At 36.2% G+C, this 22961-nt stretch carries 27 protein-coding genes; 15 read left to right on the forward strand and 12 right to left on the reverse strand.

What is annotated here, in order from left to right; genetic code table 11:
- Nucleotides 1-44: 44 nt before the first annotated feature.
- From AAEU33_RS04455 to AAEU33_RS04475, 5 genes are all read right to left on the reverse strand, one after another.
- A complete protein-coding gene (locus AAEU33_RS04455; protein ID WP_345991052.1) occupies nucleotides 45-515 on the reverse strand; it encodes a YbaK/EbsC family protein in 471 nt (156 codons plus the stop codon).
- Nucleotides 516-696: 181 nt separating this feature from the next.
- Nucleotides 697-1671, reverse strand: a complete 975-nt coding sequence (locus AAEU33_RS04460) for a T9SS type A sorting domain-containing protein (RefSeq protein WP_273650327.1) — start codon at nucleotides 1669-1671, stop codon at nucleotides 697-699.
- A 44-nt stretch (nucleotides 1672-1715) separates the two neighbouring features.
- Nucleotides 1716-3113, reverse strand: coding sequence for an outer membrane beta-barrel protein (locus AAEU33_RS04465; RefSeq protein WP_345991053.1), 1398 nt, complete (start codon nucleotides 3111-3113; stop codon nucleotides 1716-1718).
- The gene (locus tag AAEU33_RS04470; RefSeq protein WP_345991054.1) at nucleotides 3106-3672 is read right to left on the reverse strand and encodes a sigma-70 family RNA polymerase sigma factor; all 567 of its coding nucleotides are present in this window, start codon (nucleotides 3670-3672) and stop codon (nucleotides 3106-3108) included. Before AAEU33_RS04470 ends, AAEU33_RS04465 begins: the two co-directional genes overlap by 8 nt.
- A gap of 108 nt (nucleotides 3673-3780) precedes the next feature.
- Nucleotides 3781-4356 (reverse strand): DUF4840 domain-containing protein, encoded by a 576-nt coding sequence (locus AAEU33_RS04475; protein WP_172281902.1) that lies wholly within the window; start codon nucleotides 4354-4356, stop codon nucleotides 3781-3783.
- Nucleotides 4357-4636: 280 nt separating this feature from the next.
- On the opposite strand from AAEU33_RS04475, the gene AAEU33_RS04480 reads away from it, so the two are divergent.
- Nucleotides 4637-5569, forward strand: coding sequence for an NADP-dependent oxidoreductase (locus tag AAEU33_RS04480; protein WP_345991055.1), 933 nt, complete (start codon nucleotides 4637-4639; stop codon nucleotides 5567-5569).
- An 85-nt stretch (nucleotides 5570-5654) separates the two neighbouring features.
- Here AAEU33_RS04480 and AAEU33_RS04485 read toward each other — a convergent pair whose 3' ends face one another.
- On the reverse strand, nucleotides 5655-6542 hold the full coding sequence (locus tag AAEU33_RS04485; RefSeq protein WP_345991056.1) for a hypothetical protein: 888 nt from the start codon (nucleotides 6540-6542) through the stop codon (nucleotides 5655-5657).
- A gap of 174 nt (nucleotides 6543-6716) precedes the next feature.
- Between AAEU33_RS04485 and AAEU33_RS04490 the strand changes: the two genes are divergently transcribed.
- The 4 genes from AAEU33_RS04490 to AAEU33_RS04505 are packed head-to-tail and all read left to right on the forward strand — an operon-like array spanning nucleotide 6717 to nucleotide 8618.
- On the forward strand, nucleotides 6717-7226 hold the full coding sequence (locus AAEU33_RS04490) for a hypothetical protein (RefSeq protein WP_345991057.1): 510 nt from the start codon (nucleotides 6717-6719) through the stop codon (nucleotides 7224-7226).
- A complete protein-coding gene (locus AAEU33_RS04495; RefSeq protein ID WP_345991058.1) occupies nucleotides 7223-7570 on the forward strand; it encodes a tRNA-binding protein in 348 nt (115 codons plus the stop codon). The genes AAEU33_RS04490 and AAEU33_RS04495 overlap by 4 nt, the downstream gene beginning before the upstream one ends.
- A gap of 13 nt (nucleotides 7571-7583) precedes the next feature.
- A complete protein-coding gene (locus AAEU33_RS04500; RefSeq protein WP_273650320.1) occupies nucleotides 7584-8288 on the forward strand; it encodes a 3'-5' exonuclease in 705 nt (234 codons plus the stop codon).
- 3 nt (nucleotides 8289-8291) lie between these two features.
- Nucleotides 8292-8618, forward strand: coding sequence for an SUF system Fe-S cluster assembly protein (locus AAEU33_RS04505; protein ID WP_089028448.1), 327 nt, complete (start codon nucleotides 8292-8294; stop codon nucleotides 8616-8618).
- 44 nt (nucleotides 8619-8662) lie between these two features.
- Here the strand turns inward: AAEU33_RS04505 and AAEU33_RS04510 are convergent, their stop codons facing one another.
- Nucleotides 8663-9505, reverse strand: coding sequence for a sulfurtransferase (locus AAEU33_RS04510; protein WP_345991059.1), 843 nt, complete (start codon nucleotides 9503-9505; stop codon nucleotides 8663-8665).
- A 92-nt stretch (nucleotides 9506-9597) separates the two neighbouring features.
- On the reverse strand, nucleotides 9598-10446 hold the full coding sequence (locus AAEU33_RS04515; protein WP_172281889.1) for a hydroxymethylglutaryl-CoA lyase: 849 nt from the start codon (nucleotides 10444-10446) through the stop codon (nucleotides 9598-9600).
- A 186-nt stretch (nucleotides 10447-10632) separates the two neighbouring features.
- On the opposite strand from AAEU33_RS04515, the gene pepT reads away from it, so the two are divergent.
- The 6 genes from pepT to AAEU33_RS04545 all read left to right on the forward strand — a co-directional run bounded on the left by pepT (nucleotide 10633) and on the right by AAEU33_RS04545 (nucleotide 16425).
- Nucleotides 10633-11880: a peptidase T gene (gene pepT, locus AAEU33_RS04520; protein ID WP_273650318.1), complete on the forward strand. Its 1248-nt coding sequence runs from the start codon at nucleotides 10633-10635 to the stop codon at nucleotides 11878-11880.
- A 183-nt stretch (nucleotides 11881-12063) separates the two neighbouring features.
- Nucleotides 12064-13380, forward strand: coding sequence for a hypothetical protein (locus tag AAEU33_RS04525; protein WP_345991060.1), 1317 nt, complete (start codon nucleotides 12064-12066; stop codon nucleotides 13378-13380).
- Nucleotides 13381-13548: 168 nt separating this feature from the next.
- Nucleotides 13549-13788 carry a hypothetical protein gene (locus tag AAEU33_RS04530; RefSeq protein ID WP_172281883.1) on the forward strand — a complete coding sequence of 80 codons (240 nt, stop codon included), beginning with the start codon at nucleotides 13549-13551 and terminating at the stop codon, nucleotides 13786-13788.
- Between the two features lie 187 nt (nucleotides 13789-13975).
- A complete protein-coding gene (locus AAEU33_RS04535; protein ID WP_345991061.1) occupies nucleotides 13976-14572 on the forward strand; it encodes a porin family protein in 597 nt (198 codons plus the stop codon).
- A 64-nt stretch (nucleotides 14573-14636) separates the two neighbouring features.
- A complete protein-coding gene (locus tag AAEU33_RS04540; protein ID WP_345991063.1) occupies nucleotides 14637-15701 on the forward strand; it encodes a histidine kinase in 1065 nt (354 codons plus the stop codon).
- Nucleotides 15688-16425 (forward strand): LytTR family DNA-binding domain-containing protein, encoded by a 738-nt coding sequence (locus tag AAEU33_RS04545; protein ID WP_273650312.1) that lies wholly within the window; start codon nucleotides 15688-15690, stop codon nucleotides 16423-16425. Before AAEU33_RS04540 ends, AAEU33_RS04545 begins: the two co-directional genes overlap by 14 nt.
- 1 nt (nucleotide 16426) lies before the next feature.
- Here AAEU33_RS04545 and AAEU33_RS04550 read toward each other — a convergent pair whose 3' ends face one another.
- The 3 genes from AAEU33_RS04550 to AAEU33_RS04560 all read right to left on the reverse strand — a co-directional run bounded on the left by AAEU33_RS04550 (nucleotide 16427) and on the right by AAEU33_RS04560 (nucleotide 19210).
- Nucleotides 16427-17335: a DUF6268 family outer membrane beta-barrel protein gene (locus AAEU33_RS04550; RefSeq protein WP_345991068.1), complete on the reverse strand. Its 909-nt coding sequence runs from the start codon at nucleotides 17333-17335 to the stop codon at nucleotides 16427-16429.
- A 231-nt stretch (nucleotides 17336-17566) separates the two neighbouring features.
- Nucleotides 17567-18631: a thiamine-phosphate kinase gene (gene thiL, locus AAEU33_RS04555; protein ID WP_345991070.1), complete on the reverse strand. Its 1065-nt coding sequence runs from the start codon at nucleotides 18629-18631 to the stop codon at nucleotides 17567-17569.
- A gap of 84 nt (nucleotides 18632-18715) precedes the next feature.
- On the reverse strand, nucleotides 18716-19210 hold the full coding sequence (locus AAEU33_RS04560) for an acyl-CoA thioesterase (protein ID WP_172281867.1): 495 nt from the start codon (nucleotides 19208-19210) through the stop codon (nucleotides 18716-18718).
- Between the two features lie 112 nt (nucleotides 19211-19322).
- Here AAEU33_RS04560 and AAEU33_RS04565 point away from each other — a divergent pair, with 112 nt between their 5' ends.
- The 4 genes from AAEU33_RS04565 (at nucleotide 19323) to AAEU33_RS04580 (ending at nucleotide 22536) form a co-directional block, all read left to right on the forward strand.
- Nucleotides 19323-20525 carry an NAD(P)/FAD-dependent oxidoreductase gene (locus AAEU33_RS04565; RefSeq protein WP_345991072.1) on the forward strand — a complete coding sequence of 401 codons (1203 nt, stop codon included), beginning with the start codon at nucleotides 19323-19325 and terminating at the stop codon, nucleotides 20523-20525.
- 82 nt (nucleotides 20526-20607) lie between these two features.
- A complete protein-coding gene (locus AAEU33_RS04570; protein WP_345991074.1) occupies nucleotides 20608-21198 on the forward strand; it encodes a DUF2306 domain-containing protein in 591 nt (196 codons plus the stop codon).
- Nucleotides 21195-22103 carry a YARHG domain-containing protein gene (locus AAEU33_RS04575; protein WP_345991076.1) on the forward strand — a complete coding sequence of 303 codons (909 nt, stop codon included), beginning with the start codon at nucleotides 21195-21197 and terminating at the stop codon, nucleotides 22101-22103. Before AAEU33_RS04570 ends, AAEU33_RS04575 begins: the two co-directional genes overlap by 4 nt.
- A gap of 10 nt (nucleotides 22104-22113) precedes the next feature.
- The gene (locus AAEU33_RS04580) at nucleotides 22114-22536 is read left to right on the forward strand and encodes a hypothetical protein (protein ID WP_306613261.1); all 423 of its coding nucleotides are present in this window, start codon (nucleotides 22114-22116) and stop codon (nucleotides 22534-22536) included.
- Here AAEU33_RS04580 and AAEU33_RS04585 read toward each other — a convergent pair.
- A complete protein-coding gene (locus AAEU33_RS04585; RefSeq protein WP_345991078.1) occupies nucleotides 22516-22911 on the reverse strand; it encodes a DUF2809 domain-containing protein in 396 nt (131 codons plus the stop codon). The genes AAEU33_RS04580 and AAEU33_RS04585 overlap by 21 nt on opposite strands.
- Nucleotides 22912-22961: the final 50 nt, after the last annotated feature.

A 22961-nucleotide genomic window follows, 5' to 3' on the forward strand; every position in this document is an offset into this window, starting at 1 on the left:
CATTAAAAACGCTGACAAGAATTTATGTATTTCCTTTGTCGTTTTCAACCGCCTTTCGTAACATCAACCCATTTTTTGAAACCCGATAAAACCTCTAATTCAGAAATAGAAAGTTTTATAGCTGAGTTAGCACTTCCACAAGCCGGATACACAAACTCAAACTCTTTAAGCGAAATGTCTAAAAAAACCGACACTTGCGAATTGACACCAAATGGACAAACACCACCAACAGGATGTCCTACCAAAGGTTCCACATCTTCAAAAGCAAGCATCTTTGCCTTTAATCCAAATTCATCTTTAAACTTTCTATTATCGATCTTCCGGTACCCTGCGGCTACAATTAAAATAACATCGTTATTCTCATCGTACAATGAAATAGATTTTGCTATTTTATTTCCACTAATGTTCAATGCTGCTGCAGCCAGCTCCACCGTGGCACTGGAGGTATCAAATATCATCACTTCGGAATCCTTATTCCATTTTTTCAAGTGAAGTTTTGCTTTTTCTATTCCCATTGTATGATCAAACAAATGCTAATTACATCTGTTAAATATAATTCATTTCTTACAAAAAAGAAGGACTCATTACGCTATATTGGTTCTGTTTCCGGATAAAAAAACCGGTGCAGAATAAATTCTGCACCGACTCCACAATTATTGAAAAAACTAACATGAGTTATAAAGGGGCACTCATATTTTACTTTTTAATGAACTTATTTTTGTACATTTTATCTTTAGAATCTTTGGAAACAATAATATAATTGCCTGTAGCAAGACCGCTTACATCGATAGGCTGATTATAGGTATGGTTCTTTTTTTGTAAAACAAGTCTTCCTGATGCATCAATTATAGAAACTTCTTTATAAACTTTATCCGAATCTTTTCCAATAAAGATAAGCTGAGTCGCAGGATTTGGATAAATACTCATTTCATTCCCTTTTTTAGGATCAACTTCTCCGGTTCCAAGATTACAAAAGTTCCAGTTTCCAAAGTTTAGCTTTACAAAAGATTGTAATCCCAGGAATTCACATTGGTCAGGACAATAAGCCGTACATGCATAGAAGCCATACTCACCTGATTCTGTTGCTACATAAGTATCTCCGGTAGCTCCAGAAATGATGCACCCATCTCCTGAAACCGGTGGTATATTGCTCGGTGCACATTTGTACCATGTATGAACACCATACACAACCGGAAAAATATCATCAAATTGTACCGATGCGCCATTACATACATTATATTCTCCCGGACCTATATTTTCGTAAGTTCCCGGTGTGAGTGTCGTCATCATAGCCGGAAGTGCATAGGCATATCCATCAGCCATAATTTCTGCGCTTTGTGCTGTACAATCATTAAGGGTAGCTTCTACTTTAAAATAATAAAGCATATCACTTGAACCATTAATCGTCAGAGTCTGGGAGGTAGCCCCAGAAATAGGAACCCAAGGATTAGTATTGGGGGACTGCCATGTCCACGCCTGTTTGTACCATTGATAACTACCATAAGTTTGTGTTGAAAGTACTTCTGATTCCGTGTTGCAAAACACGACCTTATTGGGAAATTGAGCTCCTAATCTAGGACTGGTAATGGTAGGTGTAAATGAACACTGCGCACTTACTTTTAAGAGATTTAAAAGTAAAAACAGTGATAAAAAAATTAGTTTTGTTTTCATAGATATTAATTTAATTTTGGTTGTTATTTTTCGGTCCTCACAAATCAATCAAGTAATACTCTTATTCCGAATTTGACATTAAAATTCAAAGGCTTCTCTTTATAGATTGTATTCAAAGCACCATCGTTTTTGAAATGATAGCCTATACCGGGCTCTGCATATATGCCTATTTTGTCAACAAGTTTTAGCTGCAGCCCTAAAGCTGTATTTAATGAAACCTGTACCGGCTGGTTTCCAAGCTTTTCTTTTGTTTCTCCATTCACTTCATTATCAACAATATATTGTGTCTTAAAGCTTCCTCCAACGGATTTCTCAGCAAGCGCTCCTGCGGTAACATAACCCGTAAAATTCCCTTTTTGGATAACATTATAGTTAACCTGAACAGGAATGCCCACATAATGTATTGTCTGCTCACTTTTTACAAAGTTCGACTGGCTTCCGGAATGAAGTTCAGAAGATAGTTTAGTATAGTTTAAACCAGTCCCTATGCCCCACTTTTCACCCAGATTATAATAAAGAGAAACGCCAAGATTCAGAGGAACTTTATGTCTTACTGTTGCTTCTACATTTTGACTCTGGTTAGCCACAAGAACTTTTACAAATGGATCTTCAGAAAAAGCAGATGCACTCCATACCTGATCAAGAGTTAACGGACCTCCGCTGATTGTAGCATATCCAGGAAATTGTTGTGAGTTAGATGAAGCTTTACCTGTCAGTAAACTAAGCATCCATGACTTTTTGGTCTTCTGTTTTTTTTCTTTTAATGTATTTGCCAATGATTTGCCCTGAACACCTAAGTCTGTTTCAGAAATAAGTTTGTTAATCTCCTCTTCTCTATTAATAGGTAAAAGATTCTTCATTTCACGAATCCCAGGAATCTGATTTTGAATTAAAGGAGCATATTGTCTGTGCAGGCCAGCCAACAAATCCGTTTCTTCGTTTACCGATCTATACTGGACATTTCTTACACCACTCCTATTCCCATATGCATATACATTCGTTGAAAAAATATCCTGATCTAGGGGACTATCTTTCTTCTGCCCGAACTCCTTTAGGACATCGGACTCTTCTTTTTCGTTAAATAAGGAAATATGATTATCTGGGGTCTGAAAATTACTTTCAGCCGAACCCTTATCTTCTGACTTAGCAATTTTGGGTTTAACATTATTGTTTACCTCCCATAGTTGTTTGCCCACAATAAAAAATAATGCAATCGCAGCGGCTATACCGGCAATACGATAAATGAATGCCCCTCTTTTTTTATTTGAATCTGAGTCTTCACTATCGATCGCTTTATTTGCTTCAGTAAAAAGCCCAACAATATTTTTATCCTCATCTTTATCGAATAATTCATCTTTGATGTTATCCCATAATCCATCCGGAACATCACCTTCGTGATCTTCCATCTTCCTGCGCAGATCGTTTAACCATTGATTACTCATATTGCGCTTTTATTAACATTTTATATTCTTTAACTTTCTGAACAAGCATAGCTTTAGCTCTGTGAAATTGCGACGCCGAAGAATTCTCTGCTATCCCCAACAATTCCGCAATCTGTTTATGGCTTTTATTTTCAAATACATAGAGATTAAAAACAGTCCTATAGCCTTCCGGAAGTGAACGGATCATTTCCATCATAGCCTCCTGCGGCATCTCTTCTATTTCCGGTTCCTCATCGTCCGTTATATCAGGAATATCAGAATCGTTCATCGTTACTTTAAAATCTGAATGTTGTCTGATATGTTTTAGTGATTCATTGACCACAATACGGGTAATCCAGGCTTTAAGCGATCCGCTTCCCCGATACTCAAATGAATCTAGTGAGCGGAACATTTTGATAAAACTATTCTGTAGTACGTCACGGACGTCATCCTTATCAATGATATAGCGAGAGCACACATAAGAAAGATTCCCGGAATATGCTCCGAAAAGCTCCTTCCATGCAGCTTCTTCTTTTAAGAGAAGACGATTAACTAAAATCTGCTCCTTATTTGCCTCCATTGATTATGTTTCCCTGACGCCTCGTTTAATGATTGATAAATCTTAATGCAAAAATAGGTTGCAACATTGCAAAGCGCAACCTATTTTAATTTTGCATCTCACTATTACTTAATTTTTTATACAATATGGAAAATCATATTTAATCATTTCATACGGTGTCAGCACTGTTCCGTCTACCGTAATTTTTTCTGCGACCAAACCAAATTTCATTGCATAGTTCTGGCCAACATAAAATCCTTTTTCTTTCGCTGTAAATGTCACAATTGTTTTTTTCACCGCTCCATCCATTGGAATATTGAGCTCTAAAGTCTTAGGAGTAAAAGTTAATTCCACTGCATTATAATTTGCATTTACCACAGCCGTATAATTAAGGTTATATTTTACTTTTCCTATTGCCGTAAGAGCAGCTTCAGTTTTTGCAGGGTCTTTTACTACGGCTTTCACAATTTCTTTTACGGGAAGGTCTGTGAACTTTATGGTGTCTTTCTTCACAGCAAAACTTACTACCGCCTCAGCTTTATTGTTTCCCTGACTTGTTATTAGCCTTCCTTTATAATTTCCAATAACATCTTGTAATTTTACTGGTGGAATATCTGGTCCGTCATTGTTACATGAAATTAAGCTAAGTCCCATAAAACCAATCAACACAGCCATAAAAGCTTTAAGTACTATAAATTTCTTCATTTTTTAAATTTGTTGCATTAAACACTATTTTATTTATTTTGAGTACTCACTTATATAAACCCTCTTTTCTTAAAATCTTGCACAACTTTTAAAATAAAAATGAAAACGCAAAAGTAAGCAACTGATTATCAGTTAAAAAAAATCACAATATCAATACTTTAATAGTAAACCAGTAAATTCAGGCTTCGAAATAATTACCCCTTTGCATATCTAAAATATCCTGGAATGCTTTTTTAAAAACCAATAAAATCCATACATTAGATTATCATAAAAAAATAATATGAAAGCCATTATAATCAATGAATTTGGAACAGCCGACCAACTTAAAATCGCAGAGATAGAAAAGCCGGTAATTACTTCTGATCAGGTTTTAATAAAAGTAAAAGCCGTAGGAATTAACCCTGTAGAAACAAAAATCAGAGCCGGCTCACATGTTTCATCTAAAACGCTTCAGTTTCCTGCCATTTTAGGCAAAGATTTCAGTGGGATTGTTGAGGAAGTGGGAATGAATGTTCAGAACGTTGAGGTCGGAGATGCTGTTTTTGGATTAGCTACTCAAACTTACGCCGAATATATTGCCGTCAGTCCGGATGTTTTCGTAAAAAAGCCTGAAAATATCACTTTTGAAGAAGCAGCAGCTGCTCCTTTAGCTGGTCTCACCGCTTATCAGGCTATTCATGATCATTTAAAAGTTCAGTCCGGTGAACACATTCTTATTCAGTCTGCAGCGGGAGGAGTTGGTCATTTTGCCGTTCAATTGGCTAAAATAGCCGGTGCTTCAGTGAGTGGTACAGCCTCCGGTAAAAATATTGAGTTCATTAAAGAGCTTGGTGTGGATCAGCCTATTGACTATAAAAATCAAAGATTTGAGGAAATCTTATCCGATCTTGATGCCGTCCTTGATACTATGGGTGGAGACGTATTGTATAGATCAATCAATTGTGTAAAGCCCGGAGGAAAAGTCGTTTGTTTACCTTCCTATACTAAAGATGATCCTAAAGCAATTGAACTGGCACAAAAACGCAATATCAATCTGATGTGGACCATGCTTACTTTTAAAAGGGAAAGCCTGATGAAACTATCAGAACTGATCGAAAGAGGATTACTGAAGATTTTTGTTGGAGAAATTTTGCCCATGAACGAAATAGCAGAGGCGCACAGAGAAATTGAGACTCATGGTACAAAAGGAAAGATAGTTGTCCGGATCTCATAACTATTTATTATTCTTGTAAAACTTCTAAATAAAGATAAAAAAGAGGACAAATGCCCTCTTTTTTATTTAAACCAACATTTTGTACTTATTGCTTTATAATCAAAACGGATTTCGAATATGATTGTCCGGTTGGCAAATTAATGTGTCCATTAGACCCGGGTGGTGTACCTAATGTCAAATTCCCATTTATCTGAGGTCTTTGAATCATAAGACGTATCTGTGAGTTAGCGTTTAAGTAGAGTGCTATTGGTGAGATACTTATGGTTGTCCCTACACCTGCAGATGCTCCTATAAATGTATTTCTTACACCCGTTAATTGATTCCAGCTTCCGCCTCCGTTTGTGGAGACTTCAAAGAATAAATTCATAGCGATGTACTGACTAACCGTTGTAAAGTCATTTCTAAAACCATTAAAGCCAACAAACCCAGACACTAAATAATATCCATCTTCCAGAATGGTAAATGTAGATGTAGAAGCGTTAAATGAAGTTGCCGATTCTATTAAACTATCATTAGAAGAAAATTCAACCAATTGAGAAGAGTTAGTGGTCTGATCCAAAACCTGTTGACCGCTGGATCTGTAATTTGTTAATATAGTACTTGATCCTCCTGCTTTAGCTTTGACGATTTTTCCGGTTGAGTTATTAACTAACACATGTGTAAATTGCCGGGACGCATTTTCTTCTTGTAAATTCTCTAAATAAAGCACATCATTTGTACTGGTATCACCAACGATGTGCAGTTTTCCGCTCGGGTTTACTTTATTTATTCCAACATTTCCGTTATCCAGTACCGTTACCAGTTCATTCGAAGAAGAATTATTGATTTTCAAAGCTTTACCAGATGCAATATTTCCTTTACTTATAACATCTAAGGTAGCCGACGGCGTGCTTGTATTAATACCAACCTGTGCATTTAAATTCATAAAAGAAACAGATAATAGTACAGTAAGGGTAATTTTTTTTCTCATCATAAATATTTTTTTTCTATATTTCATCAAAAAACATACCGTTTTACAAATATTAATATCATAATTTATTATCTTTTTTTTTACTCCTCCAAATATATATTAACAATTATTATATAAAACAACCTAATTTGAGGCCTATTTTTAATTATTTAATACATTTGTTGAAACATCGATAGAATGAACTTTAAACAGATCAATTTACACCTTGAGGCATATAAGGAACACGATCAGATATTAGAAGCGGCCAATTATCTGATTCGCACTTTTAACCTGGAACATGAGAACTTTGCCGGTTTTGGATTCAGGGAGGAACTCTCCCCTAATTCCATGCTACTGACTGCCGAAGGACAATTGGGCCACCCTCAAAAGGTAATGATCCCCAGAAATTTATTCGATTTTGATTTGAATCTTGTTCTGAATATGCTGGCGCATGAAATGCTTCATGTAAGGCAGAAAGCTCCTGGTCATTTTATTGAAGATAAAAATGAAAGGGAATTTCAGGCATATTCGGAAATGCTTTTTCATCGGATTTTTCCGCAAATTCCTGAAGTTTCGGATTTTCATAAAAAGTTTTTTGGGAATAAAGCTTTGGAATACTACAGGAGGATGGGTACAGATTCACAATTACAAAAAAATTATGCAGACCAGAAATCAGAAGTTGAACAATTAATAAACCAATTATCATGATAATAAAACCGGATATCTCCTGGACAGATTTTGAAAAAATAGATATACGATGCGGAACCATTATTTCCGTCAATGATTTTGAAAAGGCAAGAAATCCCTCTTACCAGTTGGAAATTGATTTTGGCCCCCTCGGTATTAAAAAATCTTCAGCTCAGATCACAGCATTATATCAAAAAGATGATCTGATCGGAAAACAGATTTTAGCCGTTGTGAATTTTCCAAGAAAACAGATCGCCAATTTTTTTAGCGAATGCCTGGTATTAGGCGTTTACGGAGAGGACAAAAGCGAAGTTACAATTTTAACACCTTCACTTCCCGTAACAAACGGAATGCATGTGGGATAAAACAAAAATATTTATGATACAGCACATTCCTTTAGAAAAGATCTTATTCCTTGATATTGAAACAGTTCCGAATGCAGGATCATGGGACGACTTATCCGAAACAGACCAGAAGCTCTGGGATAAAAAGACCAGATTTCAACGCAAAGATGATATTTCTGCCGAAGAGTTTTATTCTGAACGAGCAGGAATAATGGCTGAATTTGGGAAAATCATCTGTATTACCATAGGAATGGTAGAAAAGAATGACACCTTAAAGATAAAAAGCTTTGCTCATCATGATGAAAAAAAGCTCCTTACCGAGTTTGGAGAAATATTCAACAGTCCAAGGCTACGGGATGTAATTTTATGTGCACACAATGGAAAAGAATTTGATTTTCCATGGATTGCACGTCGCTTTCTGATCAACGGAATGCAACCTCCGGTTCCTTTTCAGATGTTTGGGAAAAAACCTTGGGAAATCCCTCACATCGACACGATGGACCTTTGGAAGTTCGGAGATTATAAAACCTTTATTTCCCTTGAATTACTAGCGCATGTTTTTGGAATTCCAACGCCTAAGGACGATATTGACGGCTCAATGGTTTCATCAATCTACTACATAGAGAAAGACTTGCAAAGAATAGTTGACTATTGTGAAAAAGATGTCTTAACTTTGGCAAATGTTTTTCGCCGCATGCGGCAGGAAGATTTGTTGAAAAGAAATATCAATCAAGATTAAAAAATGAAATTTACAGACGATCAAATTGCTGATATAGGAGAAGAAATTATAAGAGTACTTAAGTCCGTATACGATCCTGAAATCCCTGTGGATATTTATGAATTGGGACTTGTGTATGATGTACAGATTTCTGAGGATGGCGATGTTAAGATCATCATGACTCTTACAACTCCAAACTGCCCGGTTGCAGAAACATTACCGCAAGAGGTAAAGGATAAGGTTCAAAGTGTAGAAGGAGTAAACAGTGTTGATTTAGAACTTACTTTTGAGCCAAGCTGGAATAAAGATATGATGAGCGAGGAAGCCAAATTCGAACTAGGAATGCTTTAAAAATCAGAATAGAAGATAAAAAAACCGCAGGAATTCCTGCGGTTTTATTTTTCAGTCTCTGTTGCTATATTTTTTCCTTCTCTTCTGCTCCATTCGCTCCATGAACCTACATACAGATCAGGGATTGGTAAGCCCGCATACTCCAAAGCTAATATAGTATGACATGCCGTGACCCCGGAACCACAGTGAACGATCAGGTTTTGAGATTTGTCCTTTAATAACTTTAAATATTTTTCTTTTAAAACTTCTGGTTTAAGGAAATTACCTTTTTCATCAAGATTTTCAGAAAAAGGAATATTAATTGCTCCGGGAATATGTCCTGCTACCAGATCAATCGGTTCAGATTCTCCTTTATACCGGTAAGAATCCCGTACATCAATTACTGTTGAAGAGCTGTTTATTAACTCATTTTCAATATCTTCCAGGCTTGATATTGGCAGAAGCCATTTTTGATTTTTCATAGGTGCAGTTTTTTCATAAACCTCCTCTCCTGAAGCAAATTCCACACCTTCTCTTTCTGCCGCCTGGAATCCACCATCTAAAACCTGAACCTCTTTAAGTCCAAAAGAACGTAACATCCACCATGCTCTTGCAGCCGCATTGGAACCATTTTTATCATCGTAGATAACCACATGGCTATCTTCAGAAATCCCCAGGGCAGCCAATGTTTTACCAAATTCTTCAATCCCGGGTAAAGGATGCCTTCCTCCAAAAGCTGCATCTTCTCCGATTTCAGCAAGATCTGTATCTAGATTGATGAATCGCGCTCCCTTAATATGCTTTTCCAAATAACTCTGGTATATATCTTTACCTACTCGTGCATCAAGGATGATTAGATTTTGAATTTCTAAATTTCTTAATTGTGAAGCTGAAATAATCGGGGACATACAATTCTTTTGTTAATTAGGTTCTGGCTAAAGCCGAATGATATATTAATTCAAAAACGGGCTAAAGCCCGCCTACTGATTGATTTTATATTTTAAAAATGAAAAATATCTTTTGCTTTATTATATGAGCTCTCGAAGTTTAAAAGATTAAGATTATGGTCTATTTTTTCTACACTCATAAAGTTGATTACCTGTTCGGTAGGCATATTACCAACCAGATCATCTTCCGCCATAGGACATCCTCCAATTCCTTTAATAGCGCTATCAAATCTTCTGCATCCCTGATCATAAGCCGCCTTTAATTTTGAATAAGAATCTTCATACCGGTTATGAAAATGTCCTCCAAAATTAATTTCAGGATGTTTTACGGGTATTTTTTCGAATAAAAGTGCAATTTTTTCGGGAGTTGCAACACCTGTTGTATCGGACAACAAAATATTTTCAATTCCGATCTCCGAAAATCTTTGAGCCCAAAACTCTACATCTTCCAATTTCCACATTTCTCCGTATGGATTTCCGAAAGCCATGGAAAAGTAAATATTCAGCTCTTTATTCTCTGATTTTACAAGCTCCTGCATTTTAATGATCTCATTAAAAGCTTCTTCCTGGTTTTTGTTGGTATTCCTGTGTTGAAAAGTTTCAGATATTGAAAAAGGAAACCCAAGAATATCTACAGACGGATGTTTTAGTGCTTTTTCAGCTCCTCTGTAATTTCCTATAATGGCAGAAATCTTCGTATTTGATAAAGATTTGTCTATATTTTCAGCAACCTCATCAGAGTCAGCCATTTGCGGGATAGCTTTTGGAGAGACAAAACTGAGGCTATCCAACACATCAAATCCCACTTCCATCAGAGAGTTGATGTAATCAATTTTTTTATTTGTGGGAATAAATTCCCCCCAGCCTTGCATGGCATCCCTAGGACATTCGGTAAGAAACATTTTCACTTTAGATTTTCTCAAATATAATAAAACTTAACAAGTTTATCTACGATCAATACAAAGCTAACATAATTTTGATTTTCAATTATTTATATATGATTCAAAATTTCAATAACTGATATTCAGCCGCAAATAATGTATTCTGAGCAGCAAATTTGCTAACTTTGTTGAAATTTATACCGTCTAATGAGTACTATAGAATTCAACCAATTATGGAGAGAGAAGTTATTGAACCGTTTTCTTAACTATGTAAAAATATATTCAACAAGTGATGCAGAGAGTGAAGCAACTCCTTCTACTCCGCAGCAATGGGACATCGCTAATTATATTGTTGAGGAATTAAAAACAATCGGTCTGGAGAATGTTTCTATTGATGACAATGGTTATATTATGGGTTATGTTCCATCTAATCTTGAGAATAATGACCAACCCACCATTGGATTCATTTCACATTATGATACTTCACCTGACTTCAGTGGTGAAAATGTAAATCCTCAGGTTTGGGATAACTATGACGGAGGGGACCTGCTTCTTAATAAGGCAACCGGATTCACGCTTTCCTCTTCAAAATTTGAAAGTTTAAAAAAATATATTGGACAAACGTTGATCACAACAGACGGGAATACCCTTCTTGGAGCTGATGATAAGGCTGGATGTGCAGAAATTGTTACGGCTGCTGAATACCTTATCGCTCACCCTGAAATCAAACACGGAAGAATTGCGATTGGTTTTACACCTGATGAAGAGATCGGAAGAGGTGCTCACAAGTTTGATGTAGCAAAATTCGGGGCAGAATGGGCTTATACAATGGACGGAGGTGAAGTTGGGGAGTTAGAATATGAAAATTTTAACGCTGCCGGAGCTGTTGTAAAAATCCATGGATTAAGCGTACACCCTGGTTATGCATATGGAAAAATGATCAATGCGAGTCTTTTAGCTGCTGAGTTTGCACAATCTCTTCCAGCGAACGAAACACCATCTACAACTAAAGGATTTGACGGGTTTTATCACCTGATGGACATTACTGCTGATATTTCTGAGGCCAAGCTTCAATATATAATCCGTGATCATGATGATGAAAAATTTGAAGCACGAAAAAAATTCATTGAGCAAAAAGTTGCAGCATTTAATGAAAAACACGGTGAAGGGACTGCAGAAATTGAGATTAAGGAACAGTATCGTAACATGAAACAGCAGTTCGAAGGTAAAATGCACATCATTGATCTTGCAGCCAAAGCAATGAGGGAAGCTGATATTGAGCCTAAGATAAAAGCGATCAGAGGAGGTACAGATGGGGCACAATTATCTTATATGGGACTTCCTTGTCCAAATATCTTCGCTGGTGGAATCAATTTTCATGGCCCTTATGAATATGTTGCATTAGAAAGCATGGAAAAAGCTACAGAAGTTATAATCAATATTGTAAAGAAGTAATAAAGCATTTGATTTAAATATTAAATATAAGCCTCTGTTGGAATAGAGGCTTTTTTATTTCCAAACACAATCATCTCATTAACAAATTATTATATGCATAACGGTTTTCCTATTTTCTACTTCTCTTGGCAGTGATTAAATAAAATTAATCTGTAACTTAGAAGAACTAAAAATCTTTCGCTTATGAAAAACAACTTTAACAATTTCAGAAATTATAGAAGATTTTTTAACCTTATAATTCTTTCTATATTCACAGCAGCAATTCTAATTTCTTGTTCACAGGACAATTTGAACGAGGACCCGGCAGTACCTCAAACAGAATCCGGTAGCTTCAAAACTCTGGGAAATCTTACTTTACAGAAAAATGTCATTATTCTTGATGATGAATCCGTATCAGCAATTTCCAAACTGGATAATCAGAATATTACCTTTAGTAAAGCAACCGATCAAACTGATGACATTAAGGCAGGAAGCGTTTTGGTTGGAACAAAAATAGAAGGAGATCAGGTAAAGACAATCCTTTCTAAAGTACAATCTGTAACTAAAACAAACAACCAGTATTTTGTACAGACATCAAGCGCTAAACTTGAGGAATTTATATACAGTGGAACGTTAAGCGGTGTTTATGATCCCTCAGGTAAAGCTCCCATCAGCGTTAATGGAAAGATGGTGAACTATGTTCCGGTAGAAGGCCTTATCTCTCAGGAAGTAAATAATAAAATCATCAATATTGAAGCTAAAAACCTAAGTGATCAGAAGCTGGTTACTTTCAATCGTTTTAACTTTAATAGGACTTTTCCTATCAATCAACAGGTTGGTCCGGTAGGGTTAGCTTCAAGCGTAAACGTAAAAGGCGGTGTAACTCCTAAAATTGATTACAATATTACATTTTCATGGGGACATCTGACCAACTTTTCTGTAAACTTTATCATGGATGATATTGTTTTACAGTCCACTGCGGATATCCAGGCATCAGTAGGATACACGGTAAGTACTACAGATTTTATAAGTATTCCTATTGCACCTATTGTATTAGGTCCAACAGGGCTTGTATTGAGTCCGACAATATCTGCGGGCCCTTTTCTTGGAATCGGGGCAACCGGCAAAGCGAAAGTCAACCTTCTTGACGTAGGAGGAACAGCTAATTTCCTTGTTTCAAAAAATCCCGCGCTAAACATCAGCATGGAAAAAAGATCTGATTTCAGTATCACTTCTCTCGAAGGCACCTTATCTGCGGAAGTAGGTCTGGAAGCAAAAGGCGCTGTAGGTCTACAGTTTCTAACGGTTCCTATTGCCAATTCAGGACTAAGAGGCAGAGCCTCAACTATTGCTTCTTTAGGTGTACAGCTAATTCCACAAAGGAAAGGGATTATTGATCTAAAGGCAAAAATCCAGGCAGATATGTTCTATGGATTTGGAGTCTTCCCGTTAAGATATGAAGGAACCATTCCTCTTTTCCAAAGAGAATATCCTCTATATCACAAAGAAATCGAATTTTAATATATTATCACTTAAATAAAAGAGAAGCCACGACAATTGTTGTGGCTTCTTGCCTTTAGATTATAAATACTGTCATTTAGCCTGTAAGTATTTTATACACAAATAATTCTATTTCAAATTAAATTTATTTTTTAATATATTTATTATTACAAAAAATCAAATTACATTATGAAAAAACTAGTAAGAAAAGATCTGCTAACAATTCTGGGTAGTGGAGGAAATGGCTGCCACAACAGTGGAGATTCTGCGTATTGCTGGACAGACTGTGAATGTACTTATGGTAAGGCTTGCGAAATGCAGGACGACGGTAACCCTGGAACCTGTGTAAGCGTTGGCAGTCCTGGTGGAGGAAACCCCGGAAGCGGAGGCTGCCCCCCGGGAATGATTTGTGAAGAAGAACCATTTTAGTAATAATCAATCGGAAAAGCATTTTTCCGATTTTTTATTTGCGCCATTCATCGGATAAAATCAATCGGAGAACTGAGCTACATTAAAAGCTCCCTCTTATCAAAACACCCATGCTCTTCATCAAATAAAATTTCATTTTCACGCTCACTGCTGTTGTTTTGCACCAGATTTAATACTATTTATTATTATGAAACACCGTTTTTTAGCAGTAAGCTTTTTATTGCTTTGCATTACCTGCTCAGTAGAAGCCAACGCACAACAAACACCAATCGTTCATATCGGAGTTAAAGCCGGTACAAATTTCACTAAAACATCCTCTGCCTCTTCTGACCTGAGCGGAAAATATGGAATAGGATATCAGGCGGGCCTTATGGCAAGAGTAGACTTTAACAGGATATATCTTCAGGGAGAAGCTATATTCAACAAAAGAAAAATATCATATGACTTAAAGGATGGAAATTCTTCGCAATTGAAATGGAATTCAATCGATATCCCTGTTGTAGCAGGTTATAAGATCGTAAGTTCCAAAGATTTTAATGTCCGGGCGTTTGCCGGAGGAGTTTACAGTTATGGATTTAATGATAATATTTCTACCTCAAAAGCACTGCGCGAAGGTTTAAAAAAATTCGATAAATCCAATATTGGTATTACCGGTGGAATTGGTATGGATTATAAAAACTTCACCGTTGATTTGAGGTACGAAACAGGACTCACCAGCATCAGCAAAGAATTTAAATCCAAACCTCACAGCTTCTCGCTTGGAATCGGATACTTCCTGTTCTAAAAAATTATCTTTACCATTAGAAACTGTATTTCCTGCAGTTTCTAATTTTTTACCCTATCAAAATATGCTTAAATCTTTTATCGTAAGAAAACATCTATTTGTTATTGGTTTCTGGCTGATTTTCGGGATAACCATGTGGATTAATTTCCAGGCAGATTCCGGCAGATACAATTCACTTATCCAGACTTTAGCCATTGTAATAAGCTCCTTTATTTTCACTCAGTTTTTAACAAAAAAATTGCTCCCGCAAGCCTTAAAAGAGAGGAAAATGAAAAAATTCCTACTCCAGGCAACGATTATGATTCTTTTACTGAGCTTTATTTACTCTTTTGTTTTTGCTTATATAGAAGTAGATTCCAGAACACCCCTAGCTCCTGGTTTTAAAAGTCACCTCCCTATTTTATGGAAAGGATTTTATTTAGCTCTTCCTGCATCCTTTCTTATTAATGGAACAGCGTGCGGAATAACATTTTATCAGGAACACGGAAAAATTGAAAGGGATCACATTCTCTTGCAACAAGTCCATCTGGAAAATCAGCTTAAGCTATTACAGGACCAGATAAATCCCCATTTGGTTTTCAATATTCTCAATCATATTCATATCCTGATGAAAACCAATACTGAGCTTGCTTCATTTTTGTTGCTAAAATTTTCAGATATCCTGAGATATCAGCTTTATCACTGTAATCAGAATCAGGTCCTACTTAAAAAAGATGTTGAATACCTACAAAATCTTGTAGAAGTTGAAAAATTACGTTGGGGAAATGAACTGGATGTAAAAGCAACCTGGGAGCTTTCCACCGATAAAGCGACTATTGCTCCCCTTCTTCTCGTTCCTTTTATTGAGAATGCCTTTAAATATGTTTGCCGCTTGCCGGGGCATAAAGGTTATATTTTAATTTCATGTAAGGAAGAAGATAACCAACTTTCTTTTTATGTGGAAAATTCCTACTCCAATATAACTGTTCATAAAAGTAAAGATGGTGCTCATGGAATAGGGCTTAATAATGTACAGAAAAGGCTTGACCTTCAGTACCCGGATTCATACTCTCTCAACGTAGAGTCTGATAATCATGTTTACAAAATTTCTTTAATCCTAAATCTCTCTCAGGAAAATGACAAACAATAATATTCCCAAAATGAAATGTCTGATTATAGATGACGAACCCCTGGCAAGATTCTATCTAAAAGACATGGCGGATCAAATTGATTTTTTGGAAGTTGTGGATACCTGTGCTACCGCATTAGAGGCTAATAACAAAATACAAGAGAATCAAATTGACCTCATCTTTCTGGATATTAATATGCCTTATCTTACAGGCCTTGATTTTTTGGAACAACTGGAGAATCCGCCCTTATGTATTTTCACAACTGCTTACTCAGAATATGCCTTAGAGGGCTACAGACTACAGATTGTAGATTACCTTTTAAAACCTATAGCGTTTAATCGTTTTTACCAGGCAGTAAATAAGGCACAGCAGCAATTCATCTTATTTGAAAGATCCAAAAGAAATATTTCTCTGGATGATCCTTACTTATATGTACGTCAATCCGACACCTTTATTAAGGTTTCCTGGGTAGATATTTTATATATTGAAAGCATGCAGAACTACACCAAACTGCATTTTAAAGATAAAACACTTGTCATTCATCAGACAATGAAAGCTATTGAGGAGTCCTTATCACCTGAGCATTTTTTTAGAATCCATAAATCATTTCTCATCAATATCACTCATATTGAAATGATTGCAGGAGGCAGGCTTTATATTAATAAAACAGAGCTTCCTATTTCGAGAACCCGTAAAGAAGAATTGCTTAACCAGGTAGTCTATAAGAAGCTCATAAGTAAATAAATTAAGGGAGATTCCAGCGAAGAGAAACAGCCATATAAAAGGTGGAAGCAAAACGAGGATCTTCCATCTTTTTTGATTTAAATATGCTTTTGATCTTACGGTCATTTTCACTAAAGCTCCTCAGGAGAGCGGTTCCTCCGGTAAGACGTAGACTTACATTTTTGCTGATCTGTAATTCAGGCCGTATCCCTGCTGTGATTTGCTGATAGCCAAGCAGCGTGGATTTTCCTCCTTTATTCCTTTCTACCGTCATCCCGTTTAATCCAACAACTGCCTTGATAGCAAATTTATCTGAAAACTGATAGCCCGCCTCCATTCCTTCAGGAAAGTTGATGTTGAATTTGATTTTATTTCCCGTTTTCCAATCGAAATAGATCCAGGGCATAATCATGGGTACTCCAAATGCAGTAGTAAGCACAGGGCCTACTCCAAGCGCAAGATTAGGAGTAAAGTTTTTTATAAACAATAAACCTCCCTGGCCTAAAACATCATCAAAGTTTACATTTTCGAGGTCGGTATAAACGCCGGCTGAAGCGGTAACCATCATGCTCCATTTTCCACCCAAAGGTCTTATATGCTGTAATCCAACCTGCGCATTCAGCATCTGGTCAGGAAATAAATGAGTTTCATAGTTCTTATGGGACAGTTGAGCATAAGATCCATTAACAAGTAATGACCATGATTTTATTTTTCCTTCACTTATTTTTTTCATAGAAAGAGGAATACTGAAGCTTATATCCATTCTCTTAAAATCACTTTTGGAATCCGTTTTCATACTATCCTCAGGGCGGATGTAACTTGAATAAGGAATATATTCCGTTTTTAATTCTCCGGATAACCCGGATTGTGCGTTCAGCAGACAACTTAAATGAGTAAAACCATAAAAGGCAATCAAAAGACCCTTCTTCATAATGTAAAATTTTCACAAAGAGACGGTATTCAAAAAGCGAAACAAAAAATACTTGATTAAGTGTGTACATTTTGTGATGACCTGAAATAACTGCATGACCAATAGATGCCATACGCTTGTTCCTGTCCTTATTTATGATCTCATGCGGCTTAGTCTCAGCGCAGCAATACAATACAAAAGCCACAGTACTAGTACTGTGGCTTCTAACAATATTGAAAATTAAGTATTACTTTATTCTCCCTGCTGGTTTCCCAAAAAAGCATCCCAGCCTTGCGCCGTAAGCGGTATCAGCTGGTTGGAACCTCTGGCCACCATAAAATTCCCGTCCTCTTTATCTACAGCATGTCCTATAATCGTAAAATCAGGGTGGTTTTTTATTTTATCAAAATCTGCCGGTGCGATTGTAAATAATAATTCGTAATCTTCACCTCCACTTAATGCTGTTACAACAGGATTCAAATTCATTTCATCAGCAGTTGAGATCGTAAGGCTATCCATAGGGATCTTCTCTTCATATAGCCTGAATCCCACTTTTGACTGGTCAGAAAGGTGCAGTATTTCAGAAGCAAGCCCATCAGAAATATCGATCATAGAAGTTGGTTTTATATCCAGCTCTTTAAGGATTGTTTTAACATCTGTTCTTGCCTCTGGCTTTAATTGTCTTTCCAGAATGTAGTCGTATCCTTCCATTTCCGGCTGCATATTCGGATTTGCCAGGAAAACGGCATGCTCTCTTTCTAAAATCTGTAACCCCATATAGGCTCCTCCAAGATCTCCGCTTACGACCAATAAATCGTTCGGCTTCGCACCACTTCTTTTAACCAGATTCTCTTCATCTTCAATTCCTATCGCGGTAATACTCATTACCAACCCTGTATTAGAACTGGTGGTGTCTCCTCCTATTAAATCTACTTTATATCTCGCGCAAGCAGCCTGGATACCGGAATAGATTTCCTCTAAAGCTTCTACCGGAAACCGGTTGGAAACGGCAAGAGAAACTAAAATCTGTGTAGGAGTAGCATTCATTGCCGCTACATCACTTAAATTGACAACAACAGCTTTGTATCCTAAATGCTTTAATGGAACATACCCCAGATTAAAGTGAACACCTTCTGCCAATACATCAGTAGTAAGGACCATTTTCTTTCCGCCCGGATTGATAACTGCTGCATCATCTCCAACTCCAAGCTCCGAAGATTCATTGGACAATGGGAAATGTTCCGTTAAGTGTTTGATCAATCCAAATTCTCCTAATTTGGAAATGGGTGTTAGTTCCTGAGATTTATCTTCAAACATATCTTTTTTATTTATAAATGAGGACAGATAATTGATAAATGATGTTCGATATTCTTTTATCTATGATCATTTATCAATTATCATTTATTTGTTAAACTCTGAAGGATCAATGTTATGAGGATGGAATGGGAACTTTTTAAAATCCTCTCTGGTTAAAACTTCAGTATCCGGTGTTTTATATTTATTCATTGCTTCAATAACATCATCCGGAGGAGTGGTCATTTTTCTCAGCATCATATCAATCCATACCCCTGTAGCTTCAGACGTTGCACAATGCACACCATCCGGAGTATAGAATTTGTGTATAAAACGGTAGATGGAAGAATCTTCCGAGCAACCGCCTATTTCCACACTCACGATCACCGTCTGATCAGCATAGATTTCTTTAAAAAAAGAATATCTTTCATGAAGCATAACAGGTCCTATCCCCCATCGACTCAACTGGGTAACTCCCATTTTTTCTTTTGTCATAAAAGCCATCCTGGCTTGTGCACAATACTGCACATAAGATGAATTTGCTAAGTGTTTGTTGGCGTCAAGATCGCTCCAACGCACTTCGAAGGTATGGTAGAATGTCATTTGAAATTGTATTTAGAATAATAAAATTATAATCTTCAAAAATACTCAAATAAGATGGTTTATAAAAATTGTACTTTTGGAAAAATAATCTTCACCATAAGATTACAGGTACATGAAACAAATTATTATTATCGGAGGAGGTGCAGCGGGGTTTTTCTGTGCATCCAACCTTGACGAAACCAAATATAAAATTATTATTCTTGAACAAAACTCGGATGTCCTCCAGAAAGTAAAAATCTCAGGAGGAGGTCGTTGTAATGTAAGTCACGCTTGTTTTGACCCCAAAGAATTGATTCAGTTTTACCCTCGTGGGAACAAAGAACTTTTAAGTGTTTTTACCAAATTTCAGCCCGGAGACACCATGGAATGGTTTGAACAACGAAACATTTCGTTGAAAATAGAAAATGACAACAGAATCTTCCCTGAAAGCAATTCTTCACAAACAATTATCAATACTTTTCTCAACGAAGTCCAAAAGAAAAATATAGATGTAAAAACAAAATCTGTTGTAAAAGAAATTGTAAAGGATGGTGAAAGATACATTGTAAAGACCAGCTCGGAAGACCTTGTAGCGGATTACATCATTTATGCTACAGGAAGCTCTCCAAAATCTCTGAAAATTGTAGAAAGTTTAGGACACAGAATCATTAGCCTTGTTCCCTCACTTTTTACTTTCAACATTAAAAATGATCTTCTGAAAGACCTTGCAGGAACCAGCTTTGAAAATGCAGAAGTTTCAATACCAAAGTTGAAAACAGCGGAAAGTGGGCCGCTCCTGATAACACATTGGGGATTATCCGGACCTGCCATACTGAAAATTTCGGCCTGGGAGGCGATCAATCTGGCAAACGTGAAATATAACTTTGAAATTGAAGTAAATTTCATTTCAAAAACACTAGATGAAGCAGAGGAGATATTTCAAAACTTCAGACACAGCAATCCTAAAAAGACCATAGGTCAGTCGAAAATATTTGAAGTTACCAACAGATTCTGGCAGAAAATTCTTGACACTTTAAAAATAGATCTCAACAAACAGGTAGCTCATATTTCCGGAAAGGAAATGCAGGCGATCCTAATCAGTCTCTGCTCTAAAAAACTTCAGGTTACAGGCAAATCAACCTTTAAAGATGAATTTGTAACTGCCGGAGGAGTGGATTTAAAAGAAATCAACTTTAAAAATATGTCTTCAAAGATCCTTCCTCGGTTTTATATTGCCGGTGAAGTATTAAATATTGATGCAGTAACGGGTGGGTTCAATTTTCAGGCATGCTGGAGTGAAGCATGGTTGATTGCACAGGATCTGAACATGAAATGATTATCTAGTCAATTATAACAAGGATGTAATTGCAGTGTTTTTAATTCAAAAGAAATATCAGAATATTCTTAAAATCCTTTTAATGATAGGATTCGGTTATTTCTTTTGGCTTATGTTTCAAATTACCCTGGAATATATTCCTATAAGCCCTGAAGTAAGCTTTTTACAGATCAAACAGACGGAGGTAAGTCATAGACCTGAATATCTTTACCTCTTCTACACTCATGTTTATACCAGTATATTTGTACTGTTACTGGGCTTTTTAGCGATTCTAAGAAAAGATTTCGGTTTGAAAAGCCTACACAAAAATATAGGAAAGAGCTATATTTTTGTGGTATTATGCCTCTCTGCTCCCTCGGGAGTTTATATGGGTATATTTGCCAATGGAGGATTCCTTTCAAAATTTTCTTTTATTATTCTGGGAATCCTGTGGTGGATTACGACCTTCAAAGCCTTTAAGCTGGCAAAACAAAAAAAATTCCTCCTCCATAAGCAATGGATGTGGAGAAGTTTTGCATTGACACTATCTGCTATTACTTTAAGAATGTGGAAAGTTATTATTGTATATTTATTTCATCCAAATCCGATGGATGTATATCAAATAATTGCCTGGCTTGGTTGGATTCCTAATATCCTTTTAATTGAGTTTTTAATCACAAAAAAAATACTATGAAAATTTTAAATTACACTCTCGTATCTCTGTTAGCAGTCGCGTTATCAAGTTGTAAAAAAGAAGCTAAAAGTGCAGGCCCTGCAATGGCAAAAAAAGACTCTGTTGTAATTCCGGAAATCCATAAAGAATACTATGGAATCTACACGGGTGATTTCGGCGGAAAGGAAAAAGTGATTGACGAATATGACGGCAATGAATATGAAGATAGTATATTTAAAAAAATCTCTGTAAAAATTAACAAGATTACCAAAGACAGCGTATATGGACAAAGCATTGTAAATGGCAATCAGCGACCATTCCGTGGCATTTTTAATGAAGAAACAAAGTCTTTTGTACTGGATGAACCCGGAAATGATAAAACCGACGGAAGATTTGAAATAAAGCTCAATAATGACAGCTTAACAGGTAAATGGACAGCCTTCAATAAAACAGCAGTAAAGTCCCCTTCAAAGACGTTAAAGCTTATAAAAAAAGATTTTGTGTATAACCCTAACTTTATGCTGGACGAAAACTCTGACCTGGTAGATTGGTCGAATCCTAAAGATTTTATTGAAAAGTATACTGATGAAGAGACGGGAAAAACAGAAAGCTATACAACCTCTAAAAACAGGGTTGCTTCTGAGGCTATTTTTAAAATTAATGCTTCCAAACAGAAGTTAACAGAAAAAGATCTTAAAAACCTGAGAAAACTTGATATGGAAATCATCAAAAACTCTGTCTTTGCAAGACACGGATACTCATTTAAAAAAGAAACCTACAGAAATTTCTTTGAACATACAGACTGGTATATTCCCGTTTCGAATAATGTAGATCATGATCTTTCCCCAGTAGAAAAGGAAAATGTTGCTTTATTAAACCGTTTCATCAAATATGCCGAGGATAAATACGACAGATTTGGCCGTTAAAAAATAAAAGATGATAAAAAAATATCTTAGCCTTTTTGCTTTAATTTTCTGCATGGTCTTTCTTTCTGCACAAAAAGACTCTGCTTCCACTCAGAAAAACCATTCGGTTATTTCTCCCGACGAACTTGCCGGATACAAAAACCCTGAATTTCCTGGTGGTCATCAGGCATTTGTAAGAAAGATTCAAAGCAATTTCCAAACGTCATTATTAACCAGGCTCAATATCAGTACAGCAAAAGCGGTAGCTACATTTATAGTAGAAAAAGATGGCAGCATGAGCCAGATACAAATAGAATCCTACGAAAATGAAATCATAAAAAAAGAATTCCTGAAGGCTCTTCACAGTGTACATACAAAATGGATTCCCGGAGAAAAAAATGGAGAAAAGGTCAAAATGAAAATGAAACAGCCTCTAATTTTCTGGCTGGAATGATTTATTTTCAGCTACTTTTATGATAAGATAGAGAAATAAACATCCTATCGCATAACATGCGATATCTACCCATGAAAATGAATTTCCTATAACAATATACATCAGGCTTCCTTTTTGGAAGCCTGCTTTTTCTGCAGCATTAAAATACTGAGCAAATTCAATGATACATGAGAATATAAAAATTCCTGTAATAAGTTTTGTATTATCAATTGTAATGAAGCTTTTGACAAAAGTATAAAGAAGGATTACAACAATAACATCTCCCAAATAGGCCCTGACAAAGAAAACATTTTTTAATGCAGTAGCAATTATAACTTCTGTCAGAAATAGTAGAATCGTCAGAATAAGGTATTTGATATTAAATTGTAGTTTCATTTTCCTGGTTTAACAAAAGTCATTATACTGGATATAATAAAGCGGGCATG

This window comes from Chryseobacterium sp. Chry.R1, assembly GCF_039645525.1.
Classification (GTDB): Bacteria; Bacteroidota; Bacteroidia; order Flavobacteriales; family Weeksellaceae; genus Chryseobacterium; species Chryseobacterium proteolyticum.